This window comes from Gordonia sp. 852002-51296_SCH5728562-b (assembly GCF_001665475.1).
Classification (GTDB): domain Bacteria; phylum Actinomycetota; class Actinomycetes; order Mycobacteriales; family Mycobacteriaceae; genus Gordonia; species Gordonia sputi.
On the sequence record NZ_LZMI01000014.1, the window covers coordinates 137,680 to 156,476 of the forward strand.

The window sequence follows — 18,797 nt, forward strand, 5'->3', positions numbered from 1 at the left end:
CGAAGCTCCATAGTGTTCTCCTCGTCGGCAACGCCGCCGGCAGGTAGTCACGAAGGAGATCCCATGCCTATCAACACCCCTCCGCAGCAGAACAACAACGGCCCGCGCCAGGCCCCTGCCCCGCAGCCGCCGCGTCGCCGTCGTCGCCAGCGCTTCTGGAATGCACGCGCGCACCGCTGGGACTGGCGCTGGGTCTACTGACCTTCCGGCCCATGGGAGCCGACACGGACGTCCGACGCCGCCATGAGCGCCATCGACGCCCGAGTCGGCTCCTGTTCTCATGCCTACCGACACAGAAGGACGTCCGATGAACGCGCGACAAGCTTTTCGACGCTTCTCTCCCGCAGTACGAGGCGAGGCCAGACGATTCGCCCTCGCGGGAACCCTGCTCGGCATCGCTGCGGCATGCGAGGTGGTTGCCGTCTTCGTGCTCGCAGATGTCATCGACGGCGCGCTCGACTCGAACAGCGTCACCACGTTTGCACGCCTTGCGCTCCTCTGGCTCCTCATCACGGCAATCTCCTGCGGCGGAGACTATTTCGGTCAGGTCGTGTCCGTGGGCATCTCCGAACGCGTCGTGTTACGGCTGCGTGATCAACTCTTCGACCACGTCCAGCGCCTTCACCCCGTCCAGCATCGACGGCTGGGCCTGGGCAATCTCGTCACCCGGCACACCGGCGACCTCGAAGCGGTCGAGTACCTGATCGGGACAGGCGTGATGCAGTTCGTGATCGCGCTGGCCCACACCATCGGCTTGGTCGTCGCCGCACTCATCATGAGCTGGCAGGTCGCGCTCGTCGCGCTGGCCGCAGTCCCGGCGCTGTGGGGTCTGTCCGCATTCTTCGCCCGTCGGCAGGAACGCGTCACCCGCGACGAACGAGGCGCCAACAGCGACATCGCCGACTCCGTCGAAACCGCACTCCTCGGCCACGAGACGGCCGTCGCCTACAACCAGCAGGGGCGCGAACACGCTCGACTCCACCGGCACGGGGTCACCTGGATGAGCGCCCGCCTTGCGCAGACCCGCGTCGAGGCCGGACTGGGCGGCATCTTGAGCTTCGGGCAGGTCGTCGTCACGTTGGCCATCGCGATCGTGGGCGTCTGGCAGGTACGCCAGGGCCAGCTCAGCGTCGGCGGGCTGCTGGCCCTCACCGGCTATCTCGGGATGCTCTATCCCAAGATGCAGGAGCTGGCCGACATCCGGATCGCCATCGCGTCCGCGGTGATCAGCGCCGAGCGTGTTGCCGAGGTCCTCGACGTCGCACCCGTCGAACGCGTCGAACTCGCTGACATCCCCGCGACCGTTCGATCACCACTACGCCCGACGACGCCGGTCGGCATCGCGCTGCGCGACGTCACCCTGGCGCGCGAGCACCAGACGGTCCTCGACGCCGTTGACCTCGACCTCGCGCCGGGGACCATCACCGCACTGATCGGACCGAGCGGCGTCGGAAAGTCGACGCTGGCGTCGCTGCTGTGCCGATTCGAACATCCCGACTCCGGGAACCTGACCATCGGCGACGTCGATTACGACGACCTGACCGGCCGCTGGATTCGCGATCACATCACGTTGCTTCCCCAGCAGCCGATCATCAAGGGCGCCAGCATCTCCGACAACATCGCCTACGGCCGGCCGGCCGCGACTCGCGAAGAAATCATCGCCGCCGCGGTGGCCGCCGACGCCGACGAGTTCATCCGCAGATTGCCCGACGGCTACGACGCCCGGCTCGACGACGGCGGCCTCACGCTCTCCGGTGGTCAACGGCAACGTATCGCGATCGCCCGTGCGATGCTCCGGAACACTCCGGCGCTCATCCTCGACGAACCGACGTCGGGTCTCGACGCCGCGACCACGAGCCGAATCCTCGACCCCCTCCGGCGGCTTGCCGACGGGCGCACCACGCTGCTCATCACGCACGACACTCGGGTCACCGCGATCGCCGACCGCATCATCGAACTCCGCGACGGGCATCTCTACGACCTGAGCCGGTGGATGGAACCGGAGAACGCTCCGGCGTGACGCGATAGTGCACACGCATCCGACCTGTATGTACGCGGGAAATACACTCGGCCGGTTATGCAACAAGAACCCTATGCACACTATTGCATAGTGCGTAGGTGCATTGGTACGGTCGAGTCGTGGCACTCGAACACGCGATCATGGTGTCGCTCTCCGAACGCCCGGGCACCGGCTACGAGATCGGCAGGCAATTCGACCGGTCGATCGGCTACTTCTGGTCGGCGACGCACCAGCAGATCTATCGCACACTGGGCAAGCTCCACGCCGAGGGCATGGTGAGCTTCGAACCCGTCGCCCAGGAGGGCAGACCGGACAAGAAGGTCTACACACTCTCCGACGCGGGCCGTCAGGCACTGCGCGAGTGGGTTTCGTCGCCGACGCCCATGCAACAACTCCGCGACGACCTCGGACTCAAGATCCGAGCAGCAGAGCACGCCGACCTCACCGACGTCATCGACGAACTCCGCAGGCACCGCGCCGAACACCTTGCGCGACTGCACCTTTACCAGTCGTTCGAGAAGGACGACTACCCCGACCCGCAGGCACTGACCGGCCGCCGCCTCCATCAGTACCTGGTACTCCGCGGCGGCGTACGCATCGAAGAAGGCTTTGTCGGTTGGTGCGACGAAGTCATCACCGCGCTCGACGCCGAGCAGCGTCGAACATCCACCGCGTCGACGCCATCCGTCGGCAACGAGTCCTGACCACCAACCCACCCCATCCCCGACGACCCAGGAGAACGCAGATGTCAGCCCCATCCGCGAATACCAGCTCGAGCCAACCGAATCCGTATTATCCGCGTCTGTTCGAGCCCCTCACCGTCGGCGGGATGACGTTGCGCAATCGCATCGTCATGGGGTCGATGCACACCGGCCTCGAAGACCGCGTGTGGGACACCGACAAGCTGGGCGCCTACTACGCCGAGCGCGCACGCGGCGGTGCCGGCCTGATCATCACGGGCGGCTTCGCGGTCAGTCGCACCGGCCAGCTCCTGCCTTTCGCGGGCAAGATGACCAACGTGCTCGACGCCAAGCGGCATCAGCGCGTCACCCGCGCGGTGCACGACGCGGGCGGCAAGATTGCCATGCAACTCCTCCAGGCGGGCCGCTACGGCTACACGCCACTGAAAGTTGCTCCGGGAAGCGAGAATTCGCCCATCCACCCCTTCAAGAACCTGCCGATGCCCGAGTCGGTCATCCGGCACGTGATCCGCTCGTACGGGCAAGCCGCGAAGCTGGCGCGTCAGGCCGGCTATGACGCCGTCGAGATCATGGGCGGCGAGGGCTACCTGGTCAACCAGTTCCTGTGCCCGCACACCAACGACCGCACCGACAAGTGGGGCGGCTCCACCGAGAACCGGCAGCGCTTTCTGGTGGAGGTGATCACCGAGATCCGACGCCGCGTCCCCCGCGACTTCCCGGTCATCCTTCGGCAGTCGATCGCCGACTTCGTCAAGGGCGGACAGACCTGGGACGAGATCGCCCTCATGGCGCGCAAGGCCGAGGCGCTCGGCGTCGACGCCATCAACACCGACATCGGATGGCACGAAGCCGGCGTGCCGACCATCGTCACCTCGGTGCCACGCGCGGCGTTCGTCAAGTTCACCGAACGACTGCGCGACGAGGTCTCGATCCCGCTCATCGCGAGCAACCGCATCAACACCCCGGAGGTGGCGGAGGAGATCCTCGACCGCGGCCGCGTCGACGCGGTGTCGATGGCTCGCCCGCTCCTGTCCGATCCCGAATTCCCGGTGAAGGCCATGACCGGTCGCGCCGACGAGATCAACACCTGCATCGGCTGCAACCAGGCATGCCTCGACCACGCGTTCGTCGGGAAGAAGGTGTCGTGCCTGCTCAATCCGCGTGCCGGACGGGAAACCACGCTGACCCTCGGCGCGACGCGTCGGGCACGCAAGGTCGCCGTGATCGGCGCCGGACCGGCCGGACTGTCGGCCGCGGTCACCGCCGCACAACGCGGCCACCGGGTCGAGCTCTTCGAGGCCGGTCCGACGATCGGCGGCCAATTCTCCATCGCCGCAAGGATTCCCGGTAAAGAGGAGTTCGCCGAGACGCTGCGCTACTACACCCGGCAGCTCGAGCTCAACAACGTCCGCGTCCATCTCGAACAGCGCGTCGACGCCGAGCACATCATCGCCGAGGGCTTCGACGAGGTGATCGTCGCCACCGGCGTCACCCCACGCATACCCGACATCCCCGGTGTCGATCACCCGATGGTCATGTCGTACGCCGAGGCAGTGCTCGGCCACCGCGAGATCGGCAAGCGTGTCGCGGTGATCGGCGCGGGCGGCATCGGTTTCGACATCACCGAATTCCTCACCGTCGACGACTCACCCTCCCTCAACCTCAAGGAATGGGAACAGGAATGGGGAGTCAGCGAAGACCTCGACGTTCCCGGCTTCCTCACCACGCCCCGACCGCTTCCGGTAACCCGCGAGGTCTTCCTGGTGCAACGCAAGCGCGGCAAGCAGGGCAAGACACTCGGCAAGACCACCGGGTGGGTACATCGGGCGAGTGTGAAAATGAAAGGCGTAGAACAGATCTCGGGTGCAACCTACGACAAGATCGACGACGCCGGACTTCACCTGAGTTTTCACGATGACGACGGCTCGGTCCGTGAGACGCGCCTCCTCGAGGTCGACAACGTGGTCATCTGCGCGGGACAGGAGTCCGTCCGCGACCTCGTCGACCCGCTGACCGTGGCGGGCATCCGAACGCACGTCATCGGTGGCGCCGACCTGGCCGCCGAGCTCGACGCCAAGCGCGCGATCCGTCAGGGCACTGAGGTCGCAGCGGGTATCGAGTAAACCGCTACCAATCGATCGACACCCAGACCGATTCGACGTACGTGCAGCCGCAAAACTGAGAAGCTGTGTGGGTCGCACGTCCGTCGATCGAAGGAGTGGCATGGCGTCTCCGTTTGCCGAGCGGCGTTGGGGCTCGACGTCGAGTCCACTGCGCGGCCCGATGACCGCTCTCGCGAAGACGAGCGTCGGCTCGTGGGTGGTGCGTCGATCGGCCGGTGTCGACCGGCGTGTCCTGCATGCCTCGAAGGGGCGGTTCACCGTACTGGGGCCGATCGGGGCTCCCACGCTGCTGTTGACGACCACCGGCGCAAAGTCCGGGCTGTCGCGGACATCGCCGCTGCTCTACGCCCGCGAGGGCGACGACATCTTCGTCGTCGGGTCCAATTTCGGCCAGGAACGCCATCCCGCCTGGACGGCCAATCTCCTCGCCAACCCCGCCTGCACGGTCAACACGGCAGGCGTCGAGGTCGACGCCGTCGCGACGCTTCTCGACGGCCCCGAGCGCGAGCGGATCTACCGCCTCTTCGAGAGCGACGTCACCGACGTGTACTCGGTCTACCGCGATCGCACCGATCGCGAGATCAGGGTGTTCCGGCTCTCGGCGAGCTGACCAGCGCACAGCCACGCGACCGGTTCGCGATCGAGCCACGCCGGCGGCGCTACCATGACCGCCATGCCCATTGCGTCTCCCGTCGTGTCCGCACGCGCCGTCGTCACCGGCGCGTCCTCCGGAATCGGAATGGAACTCGCCCGCGAACTCGCCAGTCGCGGGCACTCACTGATCGTCGTGGCGCGTCGCGGGGACATCCTCGAAGAGCTCGCAGTCGAGCTGCGCACGCAACACGACGTGCAGGTCGAGGTACGACCGAGCGACCTGTCGGATCCGACTGCCGTCGAGATCCTCTCCGCAGAACTCGCCCAGCGTGAGGTCTCGGTGCTCTGCAACAACGCGGGCATCGCCACGTTCGGTCCGGTCGCCGAGCTCGATGCCGACTACGAGCGCGCCCAGGTCCGGCTCAACGTCAACGCCGTGCATGACCTGACCCTCGCGGTGCTCCCCCAGATGGTTGCTCGCGGCTCGGGCGGCATCCTCATGGTCGGTTCGGCAGCTGGCAACATGCCGATCCCCAACAACGCCACCTACGCGGCGTCGAAAGCCTTCGTGAACACTTTCAGCGAGTCGCTGCGTGGCGAGGTCGGCGGTTCGGGTGTCCACGTCACCCTGCTCGCGCCAGGACCTGTCCGTACTCAGACACCGGACCCCGAGGACGCGTCGATCGTCGACAAGATGGTGCCCGGCTTTCTGTGGCACGACAGCGCGGAGGTAGCCAAGATGAGCCTGGATGCGTTGGAGCACAACAAGATGCGCGTTGTGCCCGGAACGCTGTCGAAGGCAATGTCGGTCGCGGGCGGCTACAGTCCGCGGGCGCTCGTCGCTCCCATCGTCGGCACGTTCTACAAGCGACTCGGGCCAGAGTCCTAGGAACCCGATGCCACTCGAAGAATTGCTCCGCATCGGTACGCCGCGCCCGATCGTGCGGTGGGGCGACCCTGTCCTGCATACGCCTGCCCGTCCGGTGACCGACTTCGACGACCAGCTGCAGCATCTGATCGCCGACATGTTCGCCACCAATACCGCGGCACCGGGTGCGGGTCTTGCCGCGGCCCAGATCGGCGTCGACCTCGCGGTATTCGTGTACGACTGCGGCGACGAGACAGGCAGGCGACGTACGGGCGTGATCTGCAATCCCGAGCTCGAACTCCCCGAGGGCCGCGACAGGGAACTCGCGACGCTGGGCGAGGGATGTCTTTCGCTGCCGGGTGCCCATGAGGATCTCGCCCGTCCGAAGGTCGCGACGTGTCGAGGCGTCGACCAATTCGGCCAACCGGTCACCGTGACAGCGGGCGGGATACTCGGCCGCTGTCTACAGCACGAGACCGACCACACGCGCGGCATGGTGTTCGGCGATCGCTTGACCGCCAAGGCTCGCAAACGACTCTTCCGCGACGCCGATGAGGTTGCCGATCGGTACCCCGACGATTGGCCCGTGTCGCCAATGGTGTGACCCGGCTCGCGATGACCGGCTCTGCCCTTCACCGGGACAAATCGAGAATCTGATAGTTAGCCAAATCACACAGTGCTAGTTTCTGAGAACTTACTCACAGGTAGGTGCTGGCTCGTTCTCAGGAGGTCTCATGCGTCGCTTCACCCGTCTACGTCGGACAGTCATCACGGCCGCAACGCTATCCGCAACTGCCGCAGCCGTTTTCGCCACTTCCGTACACGCGGAGGCGGCCCCTTCGCTCTACATCAACCACAAGCACACCACGGTGACCACTCACCTCAAGAATCTCGGCGTCGACGTGGTCTTCACAACCACAGAGCGGACGAAGGCCGAGTCGATGCCACCGTTCGCACTGGAATCCACGATCCAGTCGGCGCAGACACGTGCCGCGTGGAGACTGGCCGACCTACGTGTAGCAACGCTGCAAATCAAGATGATTCCCGACGGACCAGCGACCGGAAACGCCACGCCGACGGGCCAGGGACCGATGGACGTCAAGGTCACTCAGAAGCTCAACATTCAGATCCAGCGGATCGAACCGCTTGGGATCAAGGAGTTCAATCTCGTCGGTGCTCCGTGTACGACAAGCACCCCCGCTGAACTGGTGCTGACCGGCCAGATCCCCTTCTCCGAGGACGAGGGCACCGATTTCTTCGCACCCCTCACCCTCAAGGGCGACCTGACGATCCCACCGCTGGCAGGCTGCGGCGCGCTCACACCGCTGCTCAATCCCATCGCATCCGGCCCGGGCAATGCGGTGACGGTCCAACTAGACCTGTAGCACTCAACGGTGCCGGGCGTCGTCCTCAACGCCGACGACGCCCGGTACCGAAGATCGCTCGACTGAACTCGCGGCCCGCCTGGCCGGCAGCGTTGCGCAAGAATCTCTGCATCGGCTCGCTCGTCAGGATTTCGGTGATCATGCCGGGCTCTTCGGGCACAGGAGCAGGTACAGGTGCCGGGGTCGGCGCAGGCGCCTGCGCGGGCGGCGTCGGTGCCGGAGCGTCGGGCGACTCACCGGGCGAGAGCATCTTCGCGGCGAGCATTTCGTAGGCCGACTTGTTGTCGATGGCCGTGCCGTAGGTGTGGTAGAGCGGACTCGCTTTCGCTGCGGCCGTGATATCTGCTGCCGCAACAGCTTCCATCGACGACCGGGGCGCTCGAATGACCGTCCACGCGACCGGCGTCGGCGCACCTTTCTCCGACAGCACGGTCACGATCGCCTCGCCGGTCCCGAGTGACGTCAGCGCCTGATCGAGCTTGTAGACGTCCGATACCGGGTAGGTCTTGACTGTCTTGCTGAGCGCCTTCTGATCGTCGGGGGTGAATGCGCGCAGCGCGTGCTGGACTCGGGCGCCCAATTGGGACAGCACATCGTTGGGAATGTCGGTCGGCAACTGCGAACAGAAGAACACGCCGACGCCCTTGGACCGGATCAACTTGACCGTCTGCACCACCTGCGCGATAAAGGCTTTCGACGCGTCGTTGAACAGCAGATGCGACTCGTCGAAGATGAAGACCAGCTTGGGTTTGTCGACGTCGCCGACCTCGGGGAGGGACTCGAACAGTTCCGCCAGTATCCACATGAGGAACGTGGAGAACAGGACCGGATTGGCGGCTTGATCGCCCAACTCGAAGAGAGTGATGATGCCGCGGCCGTCCGGAGCGAGCCGCAGCAGATCCTGCGGATTGAGTTCCGGCTCACCGAAGAACGTATCGCCGCCTGCCGCTTCGAGATTCGTCAGTGCGCGCAGGATGACTCCGGCGGTCTGCGTCGAAACCCCACCGATCGCCTTGAGTTCTGGCTTACCCTCATCGCTGGTCAGGTAGGCGATCACCGACCGGATGTCTTTGAGGTCGAGCAGGGCCAGGCCGTTCTTGTCTGCCCAATGGAAGATCAGTCCGAGCGTCGATTCCTGGGTGTCGTTGAGCCCCAACACCTTACTGAGCAGAATCGGCCCGAACGCAGTGATCGTCGCACGCACCGGCACCCCGATCCCCTGCGATCCGAGCGACACGAACTCGACCGGATACGCCGTCGGCGACCAGTCGTCGCCGGTCTGCGCCGCGCGTGCGGTGATTCTGTCGTTGGACACCCCCTGCCGGCTCAGCCCCGACAGGTCGCCCTTGATGTCGGCCATCACGACCGGAACGCCATTGGCCGACAACTGTTCTGCGATGAGTTGCAAGGTCTTGGTCTTACCCGTGCCCGTCGCTCCGGCCACCAGCCCGTGACGGTTCATCATCGCCAGCGGGATACGAACCTTGGCCGTCGAGTCGACCTGGCCGTCGACAGATACCGTGCCGAGTTCAAGCGCTGTCGAAGCGAACTGGTAGCCCTGTGCGATCGTCTGGGCGGCCTGGGTGGGATCGGTCACGAACATGTCCTTCCGGCGGTTGGATTGCCCGAGCACGACAGTGGTCACAGCTCTGGCGGGTCGGTGCACTACAGCAAACAATAGCCGCGGATCGTCGCCCGCTAAGGTTGATGCGTGCAGGACAAACTGGTGTGGATCGATTGCGAAATGACCGGCCTCGATCTCGAGAAGGACAAACTGATCGAGATCGCCGCCCTGGTCACCGACAGTGACCTCAACATTCTGGGCGACGGCGTCGACGTGGTCATCCACGCCGACGACGCCGATCTCGACGCGATGCCCGACGTCGTGACCAAAATGCACGCCGACTCGGGACTGACCGACGAGGTTCGACGGTCGGCGATCACCGTCCCGGAAGCCGAGGCGATGGTCCTCGACTACATCCGCGCGCACGTGACAACGTCGGGCGCAGTCCCCCTCGCAGGCAACTCGATCGCCACCGACCGGGGCTTCATCGCCCGGGACATGCCCGAACTCGACGCCTACCTGCACTACCGCATGGTCGACGTCAGCTCGATCAAAGAACTCACTCGACGCTGGTACCCGCGCGTCTACTTCAATCAGCCCGAAAAGGGCCTCGCGCACCGCGCCCTTGCCGACATCCGCGAGTCGATCCGTGAGCTCCGCTACTACCGGGCTGCGGCCTTCGTTCCCCAGCCAGGCCCCGACGTCGACACCCTCACGACGATCGTCAAGGATCTCGGGCCTGCCTGAACACGCAGGTCAGTCAACCGATTGGAGTTCGGAGCGTCCGAACCGCTAGAGTATGACCTTGGCTCTGGGACCCAGTGTTCTTCCTGGGTTTCCGATGCCGATGGTGAGCGTAGTTCAGTTGGTAGAGCACCAGGTTGTGATCCTGGCTGTCGCGGGTTCGAGTCCCGTCGCTCACCCCGCAGGTCAAGGCCCTGCCCACGGATCAGTGGGCAGGGCCTTGTGCGTTCGGTGAGCGCGTCGTCGTAGCGTGGAGTTCACTTTCATGCTCTACGATCTGCACCCGTGCTGGAAGATCTGAACAAGGCCGCGAAGAAGTCGGGGCTCCACGTTGCGCCGGGCAAGAAGAAGGACACGTACTCGGTACGAAAGTCCAAGAGCGGCAAGCTCATCGCCAAGAACGTCGACGCCGACGAAGTCAAGAAGATCATCAAAGACCGCAAGTGACCCCCACCAACTCAGGGACGACTCTGGTCAACCAAGGTGGGCCAGCATCGTCACCAGTTGGTCGTGTTCTCCCGACACCTCGGAGAACCGCAGCGGCTTGACCCGCTCGACCAGAATTTCGCGGTCAGCGGTCGGCAACAGTGCCATCACCTCGGTGAGGAAGTCGTCGAGTGGCATGGCCCAGTCGGCGTCGGCCTGTCCGGGCATGAGGTCGGTCTGCACTGCCGGCGGGACCAACTCGAGGACGTCGATCCCCTTGTTCGCCAATTGAATTCGAAGGCTCTCCGAGAGCGAGTGGATGGCAGCCTTCGTGGCGCTGTAGGTAGGGGCACCGACCATCGGGGTGAACGCGAGACCCGACGACACCGTGATGAACGTGGCTCCGTCCTTACCGGTGAGTGCGTCGGTGAAGGCCGCGACCAGACGTAGCGGCCCCAGGATGTTGGTGTCGACCTCGACGGCCGCCGTCTCCAGGAAGTCGGGGGTCGTAAGGTCCTCGGCGCGCATGATCCCCGACATCGCGACAACCACGTTCAGGTCGGGGAAGCGTCGGTTCACGTCCGCGGCCGCGCGGTTGACGTCGTCGGTGTCGGTCGTGTCGATGCGGACCGCTTCGATCCCGGGGTGCTCGGCGACGATCTGGTCGAGGAGTTCGCTACGCCGCCCGCCGACGATGACCGTGTTGCCCGCCTCCTGCAGCCTCAGAGCGAGACCGAGTCCGATACCCGACGTCGCGCCCGCGATGAAAATGGTGTTACCGCTTGTCTTCATGTCGTCTCCTCGTTGCCGTGTGGTCCGGCCGTGTGCCGTTCCTCGGTCGTGTCACCGAGTTCACTCCCCTGTCGCGACTCCGACAAGGCACCCGATATCCGGGGACCGACGATCCCTGGTTCACCTCCGGCTGATCGGTCACCCTGGAGAGATGACCGAACATCCACGGCCCTTTGAGCGTGCCCGGTGAGCACCGTCGATCGGGCGGGCCTCGCCGAGTTCCTCCGTCGGCGCCGCGAGTCGTTGCAACCCGCAGACGTCGGTCTCGGCGTCGGACAACGCCGCAGAGCCCGCGGGCTTCGACGTGAGGAGGTCGCGGCGCTCGCCGGAATGTCGGTCGACTACTACACACGACTCGAACAGCAACGCGGCCCGCATCCATCGGACCAGATGGTCACAGCCATCGCGCGGGCACTGCACCTGTCCCTCGATGAACGCGACCACCTGTTCCGCTTGGCAGGACACAACGCGCCCGACCGACTCAGCCGCGACGATCACGTCTCCCCCGGCATGCTGCGCATCATCGACCGCCTCACCGACACTCCGGCGATGGTCGTCAACAGTGCCGGTGAGACTCTCGTACAAACCCCGCTGGCCGTCGCACTCGTCGGGGACGACAGTGCCTTCACCGGGCTCAGCCGCTCGATCGCGTATCGGTGGTTCACCGACGCCGATACCCGTGGGCGGTTTCTCCCCGAGGATCACGCCCTACACGCACGGGCGCACACGGCCAGGCTGCGGGAGGCCGTCACCCGGCTCGGACCTGATTCGCGTGCAGCTGAAGTCGCCGACGCCCTACTAGCCGAGAGCGCCGAGTTCGCGGAGTTGTGGCACCGCCACGATGTGGGCGTCACGCTGACCGATATCGACAAGCGGATCGTCCACGTTTCGCTCGGTGTCATCGAGGTGCAGTGCCAGACGCTGTTCGATCCGAGCAGCGCTCAGGCACTCCTGGTCTACACCGCTGTCCCGGGCTCGTCCGACCACGAGAAGTTGGCGATGCTCGCAGCGTTCGCCGACTGAACCGCCGACCACTCGGCCTCAGAGGCTGCGCGAGATGATCTCCTTCATGATCTCGTTGGTGCCCGCGTAGATCTTCTGCACACGCTGATCGGCCCACATCCGCGCGATCGGGTACTCGTTCATGTACCCGTAGCCACCAAAGAGTTGCAGACACTCGTCGGCCACCGCCATCGCCCGCTCACTGGTCCACCACTTGGCCATCGCGACTGTCGGGATGTCGAGCTTGCCGTCGAGATGCTTGATGATGCAGTCGTCAGTGAACACACGGGCGATCCGCGCCTCGGTGGCGACCTCTGCGAGCTTGAACTTGGTGTTCTGGAATCCGAAGATGGGTCGGCCGAACGCTGTGCGGTCCTTGGTGTAGGCGAGTGTGTGCTCGAGCGCGACCTCCATCCCTGCCGTCGACGCGACGGCGATGATCAGACGCTCCTGCGGAAGCTGCTGCATGAGCTGGATGAAGCCCTGCCCCTCGTCGGTGCCGAGCAGGTTCGACGTCGGTACCCGCACACTGTCGAAGAAGAGCTCCGAGGTGTCCTGCCCGCGCTGCCCGACTTTGTCGAGCACGCGACCACGCCTGAACCCGGGACGATCAGCCTCGACGAGTACCAGCGAGATTCCCTTGGCGCCCTCGCTCACGTCGGTCTTGGCGACGACGATGATGAGGTCGGCTGGCCGCCGTTGGTGATGAAGGTCTTGGAGCCGTCGATGACGTACTCATCACCCTCGCGGATCGCCTTGGTCTTCACGGCCTGGAGATCGGATCCGGTACCCGGCTCGGTCATCGCGATGGCGCCGACGACCTCGCCCGACGCCATCTTCGGGAGCCAGGTGCGCTTCTGCTCCTCCGACCCGTAGGCGAGGAGGTAGTGGGCGATGATCCCGTTGTGCAGACTCGCACCCCACGATGAGTCCGCGATGCGCGCCTGCTCTTCGATCAGCACCGCTTCGTGGGCGAACGTTCCGCCGCCTCCGCCGTACTCCTCGGGAATCGACATGCACAGCAGGCCGAGTTCACCTGCTTTGTTCCACAGCTCACGGTCGACGTGGTGCTGCTCGATGAACTTCTCGATATTCGGCTTGATCTCCTTCTCGCAGAAACTGCGAGCGAGATCGCGCACCGCTGTCAGGTCGTCGGTTTCCCACGGGGAACGCTCGGCCATGCTGTACACCTCGATCGTCGGCAAACAATGTCACCGCCGATCGTAACAGTGACTGGTGTCACGGTAGGTGCTAGGCGTTGCCCTTCGACCAGACCGCCCAGGGGACATTCCAGTCGCCGAGTCCGTCGGTGCCCGAGAGCGTCCCGCCCGCGGTGTTCTTGACGATCACCGGGTCGCCTCGCAACGTGTTCTGCATGACCCACAGCGCGTTGTCGGGACTGAGATTGAGGCACCCGTGGCTCGTGTTGGTGTTGCCCTGCGCCCACACCGACCACGGTGCGGAGTGGAAGAAGATTCCGCTGTAGGACATACGGGTCGCGTAGTCGACCGGGGTGCGGTAGCCGTCTGCGGAACCGACGGGGACGCCGTAGGTCGAGGAGTCCATGATCATGTTGTCGTGCTTGTCGGACACGAGGTACACACCGTTGTCGGTCTCGGTACCCGGCTTGCCCATCGATGTCGGCATCGTGCGGATGTCCTTGCCGTCGCGATTGAACACCACCTGCTTGGTGCGGTCATCGGCGGTCACCACCATCGAACGACCGACGGTGAAGTTCGACTTGAGATTCTCCTGCCCGAAGACGCCATCACCCAAATCGATGCCGTAGGTGTTCACCGCAACGGAGACCTTGGTTCCCGGCTTCCAGTAGTCCTTGGGCCGCCAGCGAACCTCGGTATCGCTGATCCAGTAGAAGGCGCCCTCGACCTGAGGCGTGGTGGTGATGGTGATCGCGCGCTGGGCGGCCTTGCGATCAGCAATGGGTTCGTCGAACTTCACGGCGACCGGTTGCCCGACACCGACGGTCTCGCCGTTCGACGGGGTCAGGTACGCCTGTGTCAGATTGGCAGGTGCTCGCGTGGTGAACGAGACGCGCTTGGTGCTGGTGCCGCCGATACCCTTTGCGTCGGCCTGCACTGTGTAGTTGCGCGCGTAGCCGAGAGGCTCGGCACTCGTCCATCGCGTCGCGTCCTCGCTGAGGCTTCCACGCAACGGCGTGCCGTCGGCCTTGTCGATCCGCACATTGGTCAGTGCGCCCTCGCTGGCCTGAACCGTGATCGGCGCACCGGGCTGAATGCCGACCGCCTGATCGATCAGTGGCCTGTCGGCCCACTCGGTGATCTCGACGCCCGGCATGAGGAGATCGCCGAAAAGTGCTGAGCTCTGCACATTCTCGGAGTATTTCGCCGTCTGCGAGCACGAGCTCAGCAGCGCGGCCACGGCAACCACCATTCCAACGATCATCAACCCGCGTCGCTGGATACGACCGCTCACCATGTGACTCCTGCCCGATGTTCTAACGATCCGCGGGCCTCCGTTGTGTGGAGCCGCAGATGTGGATCAAATGACTGTGCGCGATGGCGCGCCACCAGTGTACGAGATACGACGAATGCCCGAGTCGCCCGACATGACCATTAGCCCGCCATGCCGTACGACCGAACGACAGAGACCAGTGTCCGGCGCAAAAAGCGATCGCCCCGGACGGAACCGGGGCGATCGCGGTAGTTGTTGTGCGCCATCAGGGACTCGAACCCCGAACCCACTGATTAAGAGCCCACTAGCGGGGTTTCTTGAATCACTGCCCTAGCGTCGGCCGCGGCCGGATTCGTTCAGGCTCGACAGCATCGCCGATCCCGAAAACGCGCCAGTGATCGAAGTCGGCATCGGGTAGGTCATCGAGATCTGGGCATCGCTGCATCGTGGCGAAAATTGTGTCTGCGGGCAATGGGACGTCCCCGACCACGCGCAGATTCGTTCCAGGGTCCGGCGGCAGCTTGATATACGCGACATCGGGTGACGCGTAGATAGGGCGAGTGGCCATTCCGCGCTCCGAGAGTTGCTCGCGTATCCACTTCAATGCTTTACGTTTGCGGAAGTGCTTGAGCGTTTCCGGGACGACGACGAACGCGAGTAGTTCCTTGACGTTCGGTTCGTCCAGGACGGCTGTGAACGCCGTGTAGGCCGTTATGACACCGCGGTGACCCTCGGCATCGATTAGTGCCCACGACCGTTCTTCTGATCCCTCCATGTAGCCTTCGCCCCATTCGTGGACGAAGTCCAGGGCCTTTATCGCGGCAGCCGGCTTGCGCACGTCGAGGCCGGGGAAATCGATCCGCAGCACGGCCTTGTCGCCACTCACGAGCATCGTTGCGTCTGAATCCTGGAACAGCGCAACCAGGTAGTTATCGTCTGGGTCGTCACAGACGAGAGGGATCTCGTTGTCGGGGCGGTCGTCGATCCAATCAGCTACGACGGTTACGGCGTCGACGAAATCTCGAACCTCATCGAGAGAAAGCCAACGTCGGAACTTTTCCCGCTCCAGCCTGGTCTCCAACTCTTCGCACAGGTGGTCCGACATGATGAGCGAGATGCGACCCCGCCGAGCAAGTTCGATGAGCTGCGCAGAATGACCACTCGGGCTGAGCGCTGCACTTATAAGAGCGTTGGTGTCCAGTACAAGGACAACGGTCAACTATCCGATACCTCCGGCTACCGGGCGTAGACACCCTGGCGACGTTCGCGCCGGATACGTTCGGTTTCGGCTTCGACTTCCTCGAATGCCGCGTCCTCCGACAGTTCGCCCCGTTCGCGGACCTCGCTGTAGACCGCATCGAGAGCGGCTCCGGCCAGGGCTGCGTCGTCATTCTTCCCGTAGCGCGCAGACAACCTCCGTAGAGCGTCGGCACGCCTATTCTGCCTGCTCATGAGGTCCTCCTCCGGATGGTGTCCCACAAGTCTACCCATCCGAAGACACGGACGTAATGTGAACGACCCCGATGCCGGGTAGGGCATCGGGTCGTCGGGTGCTCGCGTCATCGGGTGACGCAGGCGGGTTCCGCCGCAGCGGTCGCCACCCGGTAGATGGCGGCGGGTTGGTACACCGCAACATCGAATCGGCCCCTCAACGCGCGCCTGAATCTGGTTGCGCTGGAACAGCTCTCCCGACTCGACGCTCCATTCGATGTCGATGCGCGGGCCGACGATGTCGATGGAGATGGCCGCGGGGTCTAGGACCACACCGACCTTGACCGGCAACGCCGTCGACAGGACGACACGCACTCTTCGGATGACCGCGGCACACTGAAACCCGTTGGCACACTCTTGGCACAGTGGCCACTCAAACGAAAAAGCTAGGTCAGAGGAAAATACCTCCGACCTAGCTACCTTCTTGTGCGCCATCAGGGACTCGAACCCCGAACCCGCTGATTAAGAGTCAGCTGCTCTGCCAATTGAGCTAATGGCGCTTGGCCGTGCGAGAAAGAACCTTACAGGGTCACTGCCTCAGAAGTGAAATCGCCTGCTCGGAAGCCCTTTTTGGCCTCTCCCGCACGGGAACTCATGCGTTGCCCTTTTTCCACACCGCCCACGGGACGTTCCAGTCGCCGAGGCCGTCGTCTCCTGGCAACGGCTCGCCGACGGTGTTCTTCGCGATGACGACGTCGCCTCGGAGTGCGTTGTTCAAGAACCACTCCGCGTTGGCGGGGCTCACGTTGAGACAGCCGTTGCTCACGTCGTCGACGCCCTGGTCGCCCAACGACCACGGCGCGGAGTGAACATAGATGCCGCTGAACGAGATTCGAGTCGCGTCGTACACGGTCTCGCGATAGCCGCCGGGCGAGCTCACCGGCACGCCGTACGTCGACGAGTCCATGATCACGCTCGGCTCACGCTCGGCGACCATGTAGATGCCGTTGTTGGTCGGCGTCGAATCCTTGCCCATCGACGTCGGCATCGTCTTGACGACCTTGCCGTCGACCGAGATCGTGATGTTCTTGGTCTTGTCGTCGGCAACCGCGACAAAACTGCGCCCCACCTTGAAATTGGTGTCGAGGTTGTTGCTGCCGTACACGCCACCACCGAGGTCGATGCCCTTGAGATTGGCCGCGACGTGCACCTTGGTGCCCGGCTTCCAGAAATGCTCGGGGCGCCAACGCACCATGCTGTCGTTGAGCCAGTAGAAGGCACCCTCGACCGGCGGGTCGGCGGTCACCGTGATCGCACGCTGCGCGTTGAGCTTGTTGGCGACCGGAGTGTCGAAGTTGATCGCAACTGTCTGCCCGACACCGACGGTTTCGTTGTCTTGAACCACCGACGACACCGATGCCAGCGAGTCCGCGGATGCCGTCGTGAAGCTGATCTTGCGGGCACCGTCGCCCTCGACGCCCTTCGCCGCGGCGGTGAGCGTGTAATCGCCACCGAAGTCGAGCGGCTGACTCGACACCCAGGTACCGCCGTCGGGCGACACCTTGCCCGCGACCGGACCATCGGGCCCCGACACGACGACGGACGTGAGACTGCCGTTCTGTGCCGCGACCTTCACAGGTGCGCCCGGCATGACGCCGACCGCGTGGTCGGTCATCGGACGATCACGCCAGCCGGTCACCGAGATCGTCGGCTGCGCAAACGATTGCAGCGCAGGCGCATTGGTGACGGTGTCGGGATACTCGGGCGACTGAGAACAAGCCGCCGCACTGGCGACCACCAATCCGGCCGCCGCGAGTGCGCCCACACGCCGTGCACGCGAACCCCGGGACTTCTGTCGGTCTACAGAACTGGAGGGACGAGCACGCGTCACGCGATCACCTTGCGGACGACGACAACCAATACGACGGCGCCGGCAACCGCGAGCGAGATCTTGACCGCCGGCTTGTTGACCAAGGCGATCAGCTTGGTCTTCGCGTCGTCGGCAAGCCGCTCGGGACTCACCCGAACCGCGAGTTCGTCGAGCGTGTTGGCCAGGTCCTCGCGCGCCTGCACAATGTCCTGTTCGATACGGTCGGTGTCGCCGGCCACAGTTGTCCTCCCAGACTTTCTTCACTACACATGCGGACTCACCGATCCGCATCTTTCCGCCAGAACGCCGTCCACGCAGCGGCCACGGCAGGTCTCGCACGCGTCGACAGAGCAAACGACATGTCGAGAATACGTCATCGCGAGGTGGTGAGCCGCGTCCTGCGCGCGTGAGTTGAGACCGTGCCCGGTTTGCCCGGCTGTGGGTCGATCACCCGGTCGACCTGCCCTATCGGTTAGCCTGACGACCATGTCTGGCACATCCCGTCTCGAGGTCGGCGACACCGCGCCCGACTTCACACTCACCGACGCCCACGGCGAAGCGGTCTCCCTCTCCGACTACGCCGACTCGAAGGTCATCGTCTACTTCTACCCCGCGGCGTCGACTCCCGGCTGCACCAAGCAGGCGTGCGACTTTCGCGACAACCTCGCCGAACTGGACGGACAGGAGTGGGAACGTCAGGCCCTCGGCGTCGGCGAACTTTGCCAGCTTCTCCTGCTTGTCAGGGGAGATGCCGACGACGGCGATGCCCTGTCCGTCCAGTTCGGCGAGGTTGTCGCGAAAGTCGCACGCCTGCTTGGTGCAGCCGGGAGTCGACGCCGCGGGA

General features: G+C 64.5%; 18 protein-coding genes, 2 tRNA genes and 3 pseudogenes. 13 read left to right on the top strand and 10 right to left on the bottom strand.

Features of this window, described 5'->3' with window-relative positions; genetic code table 11:
* Window positions 1-63 precede the first annotated feature (63 nt).
* From A5766_RS24270 to A5766_RS04030, 8 genes are all read left to right on the top strand, one after another.
* A complete protein-coding gene (locus tag A5766_RS24270) occupies window positions 64-201 on the top strand; it encodes a hypothetical protein (RefSeq protein ID WP_156527355.1) in 138 nt (45 codons plus the stop codon).
* 106 nt (window positions 202-307) lie between these two features.
* Window positions 308-2,020 carry an ABC transporter ATP-binding protein gene (locus A5766_RS04000; protein ID WP_064862091.1) on the top strand — a complete coding sequence of 571 codons (1,713 nt, stop codon included), beginning with the start codon at window positions 308-310 and terminating at the stop codon, window positions 2,018-2,020.
* A gap of 119 nt (window positions 2,021-2,139) precedes the next feature.
* Window positions 2,140-2,724, top strand: coding sequence for a PadR family transcriptional regulator (locus tag A5766_RS04005; RefSeq protein ID WP_039856536.1), 585 nt, complete (start codon window positions 2,140-2,142; stop codon window positions 2,722-2,724).
* A 41-nt stretch (window positions 2,725-2,765) separates the two neighbouring features.
* Window positions 2,766-4,844, top strand: coding sequence for an NADPH-dependent 2,4-dienoyl-CoA reductase (locus tag A5766_RS04010; RefSeq protein ID WP_064864765.1), 2,079 nt, complete (start codon window positions 2,766-2,768; stop codon window positions 4,842-4,844).
* A gap of 100 nt (window positions 4,845-4,944) precedes the next feature.
* Complete coding sequence (locus A5766_RS04015) at window positions 4,945-5,454, top strand: nitroreductase/quinone reductase family protein (RefSeq protein WP_005207782.1); 510 nt, start codon at window positions 4,945-4,947, stop codon at window positions 5,452-5,454.
* Between the two features lie 54 nt (window positions 5,455-5,508).
* Entirely contained in the window at window positions 5,509-6,327 is an 819-nt protein-coding gene (cmrA, locus tag A5766_RS04020) for a mycolate reductase (protein WP_005207783.1), read from the top strand.
* A 7-nt stretch (window positions 6,328-6,334) separates the two neighbouring features.
* A complete protein-coding gene (def, locus tag A5766_RS04025) occupies window positions 6,335-6,910 on the top strand; it encodes a peptide deformylase (protein ID WP_005207784.1) in 576 nt (191 codons plus the stop codon).
* Between the two features lie 130 nt (window positions 6,911-7,040).
* Window positions 7,041-7,691, top strand: coding sequence for a hypothetical protein (locus A5766_RS04030; protein ID WP_005207785.1), 651 nt, complete (start codon window positions 7,041-7,043; stop codon window positions 7,689-7,691).
* 25 nt (window positions 7,692-7,716) lie between these two features.
* On the opposite strand, the gene A5766_RS04035 is transcribed toward A5766_RS04030, so the two are convergent.
* On the bottom strand, window positions 7,717-9,288 hold the full coding sequence (locus tag A5766_RS04035; protein ID WP_005207786.1) for a helicase HerA-like domain-containing protein: 1,572 nt from the start codon (window positions 9,286-9,288) through the stop codon (window positions 7,717-7,719).
* Window positions 9,289-9,402: 114 nt separating this feature from the next.
* Between A5766_RS04035 and orn the strand changes: the two genes are divergently transcribed.
* From orn to A5766_RS24630, 3 genes are all read left to right on the top strand, one after another.
* Window positions 9,403-10,002, top strand: a complete 600-nt coding sequence (gene orn, locus A5766_RS04040) for an oligoribonuclease (RefSeq protein WP_005207787.1) — start codon at window positions 9,403-9,405, stop codon at window positions 10,000-10,002.
* 103 nt (window positions 10,003-10,105) lie between these two features.
* Window positions 10,106-10,178: transfer RNA gene (locus A5766_RS04045), tRNA-His, on the top strand.
* 106 nt (window positions 10,179-10,284) lie between these two features.
* Entirely contained in the window at window positions 10,285-10,446 is a 162-nt protein-coding gene (locus A5766_RS24630; RefSeq protein WP_005207788.1) for a hypothetical protein, read from the top strand.
* Window positions 10,447-10,473: 27 nt separating this feature from the next.
* Here the strand turns inward: A5766_RS24630 and A5766_RS04050 are convergent, their stop codons facing one another.
* Entirely contained in the window at window positions 10,474-11,217 is a 744-nt protein-coding gene (locus A5766_RS04050) for an SDR family oxidoreductase (RefSeq protein ID WP_064903481.1), read from the bottom strand.
* A gap of 186 nt (window positions 11,218-11,403) precedes the next feature.
* Between A5766_RS04050 and A5766_RS04055 the strand changes: the two genes are divergently transcribed.
* Complete coding sequence (locus tag A5766_RS04055) at window positions 11,404-12,240, top strand: helix-turn-helix transcriptional regulator (protein WP_064864762.1); 837 nt, start codon at window positions 11,404-11,406, stop codon at window positions 12,238-12,240.
* A gap of 18 nt (window positions 12,241-12,258) precedes the next feature.
* Here A5766_RS04055 and A5766_RS04060 read toward each other — a convergent pair.
* The 7 genes and pseudogenes from A5766_RS04060 to A5766_RS04090 all read right to left on the bottom strand — a co-directional run bounded on the left by A5766_RS04060 (window position 12,259) and on the right by A5766_RS04090 (window position 18,192).
* Window positions 12,259-13,400, bottom strand: a pseudogene (locus A5766_RS04060) (acyl-CoA dehydrogenase family protein).
* Window positions 13,401-13,470: 70 nt separating this feature from the next.
* Window positions 13,471-14,676 carry a L,D-transpeptidase gene (locus A5766_RS04065; protein ID WP_005207792.1) on the bottom strand — a complete coding sequence of 402 codons (1,206 nt, stop codon included), beginning with the start codon at window positions 14,674-14,676 and terminating at the stop codon, window positions 13,471-13,473.
* Window positions 14,677-14,974: 298 nt separating this feature from the next.
* On the bottom strand, window positions 14,975-15,871 hold the full coding sequence (locus A5766_RS04070) for a putative toxin-antitoxin system toxin component, PIN family (protein ID WP_005207793.1): 897 nt from the start codon (window positions 15,869-15,871) through the stop codon (window positions 14,975-14,977).
* 17 nt (window positions 15,872-15,888) lie between these two features.
* Window positions 15,889-16,458: a hypothetical protein gene (locus A5766_RS24635; RefSeq protein WP_064903484.1), complete on the bottom strand. Its 570-nt coding sequence runs from the start codon at window positions 16,456-16,458 to the stop codon at window positions 15,889-15,891.
* A gap of 112 nt (window positions 16,459-16,570) precedes the next feature.
* Window positions 16,571-16,643 (bottom strand) — tRNA-Lys (locus tag A5766_RS04080).
* 92 nt (window positions 16,644-16,735) lie between these two features.
* Entirely contained in the window at window positions 16,736-17,974 is a 1,239-nt protein-coding gene (locus A5766_RS04085; RefSeq protein ID WP_064862414.1) for a L,D-transpeptidase, read from the bottom strand.
* The gene (locus A5766_RS04090; RefSeq protein ID WP_005207797.1) at window positions 17,971-18,192 is read right to left on the bottom strand and encodes a DUF3618 domain-containing protein; all 222 of its coding nucleotides are present in this window, start codon (window positions 18,190-18,192) and stop codon (window positions 17,971-17,973) included. Before A5766_RS04090 ends, A5766_RS04085 begins: the two co-directional genes overlap by 4 nt.
* A gap of 247 nt (window positions 18,193-18,439) precedes the next feature.
* Between A5766_RS04090 and A5766_RS04095 the strand changes: the two are divergent.
* Window positions 18,440-18,634 (top strand): annotated as a pseudogene (locus A5766_RS04095) (redoxin domain-containing protein); the annotation flags it as partial.
* Between the two features lie 36 nt (window positions 18,635-18,670).
* Here A5766_RS04095 and A5766_RS23705 read toward each other — a convergent pair.
* Window positions 18,671-18,797, bottom strand: a pseudogene (locus A5766_RS23705) (redoxin domain-containing protein); the annotation flags it as partial.

Bases quoted from the DNA above. Each gene is read 5' to 3' on its own strand.
- A5766_RS04010 (WP_064864765.1), top strand. From the start codon at position 2,766: ATGTCAGCCCCATCCGCGAATACCAGCTCGAGCCAACCGAATCCGTAT.
- cmrA (WP_005207783.1), top strand. From the start codon at position 5,509: ATGACCGCCATGCCCATTGCGTCTCCCGTCGTGTCCGCACGCGCCGTC.
- A5766_RS04000 (WP_064862091.1), top strand. From the start codon at position 308: ATGAACGCGCGACAAGCTTTTCGACGCTTCTCTCCCGCAGTACGAGGC.
- A5766_RS04015 (WP_005207782.1), top strand. From the start codon at position 4,945: ATGGCGTCTCCGTTTGCCGAGCGGCGTTGGGGCTCGACGTCGAGTCCA.
- A5766_RS24270 (WP_156527355.1), top strand. From the start codon at position 64: ATGCCTATCAACACCCCTCCGCAGCAGAACAACAACGGCCCGCGCCAG.
- A5766_RS04050 (WP_064903481.1), bottom strand. From the start codon at position 11,217: ATGAAGACAAGCGGTAACACCATTTTCATCGCGGGCGCGACGTCGGGT.
- A5766_RS04065 (WP_005207792.1), bottom strand. From the start codon at position 14,676: ATGGTGAGCGGTCGTATCCAGCGACGCGGGTTGATGATCGTTGGAATG.
- A5766_RS04030 (WP_005207785.1), top strand. From the start codon at position 7,041: ATGCGTCGCTTCACCCGTCTACGTCGGACAGTCATCACGGCCGCAACG.
- def (WP_005207784.1), top strand. From the start codon at position 6,335: ATGCCACTCGAAGAATTGCTCCGCATCGGTACGCCGCGCCCGATCGTG.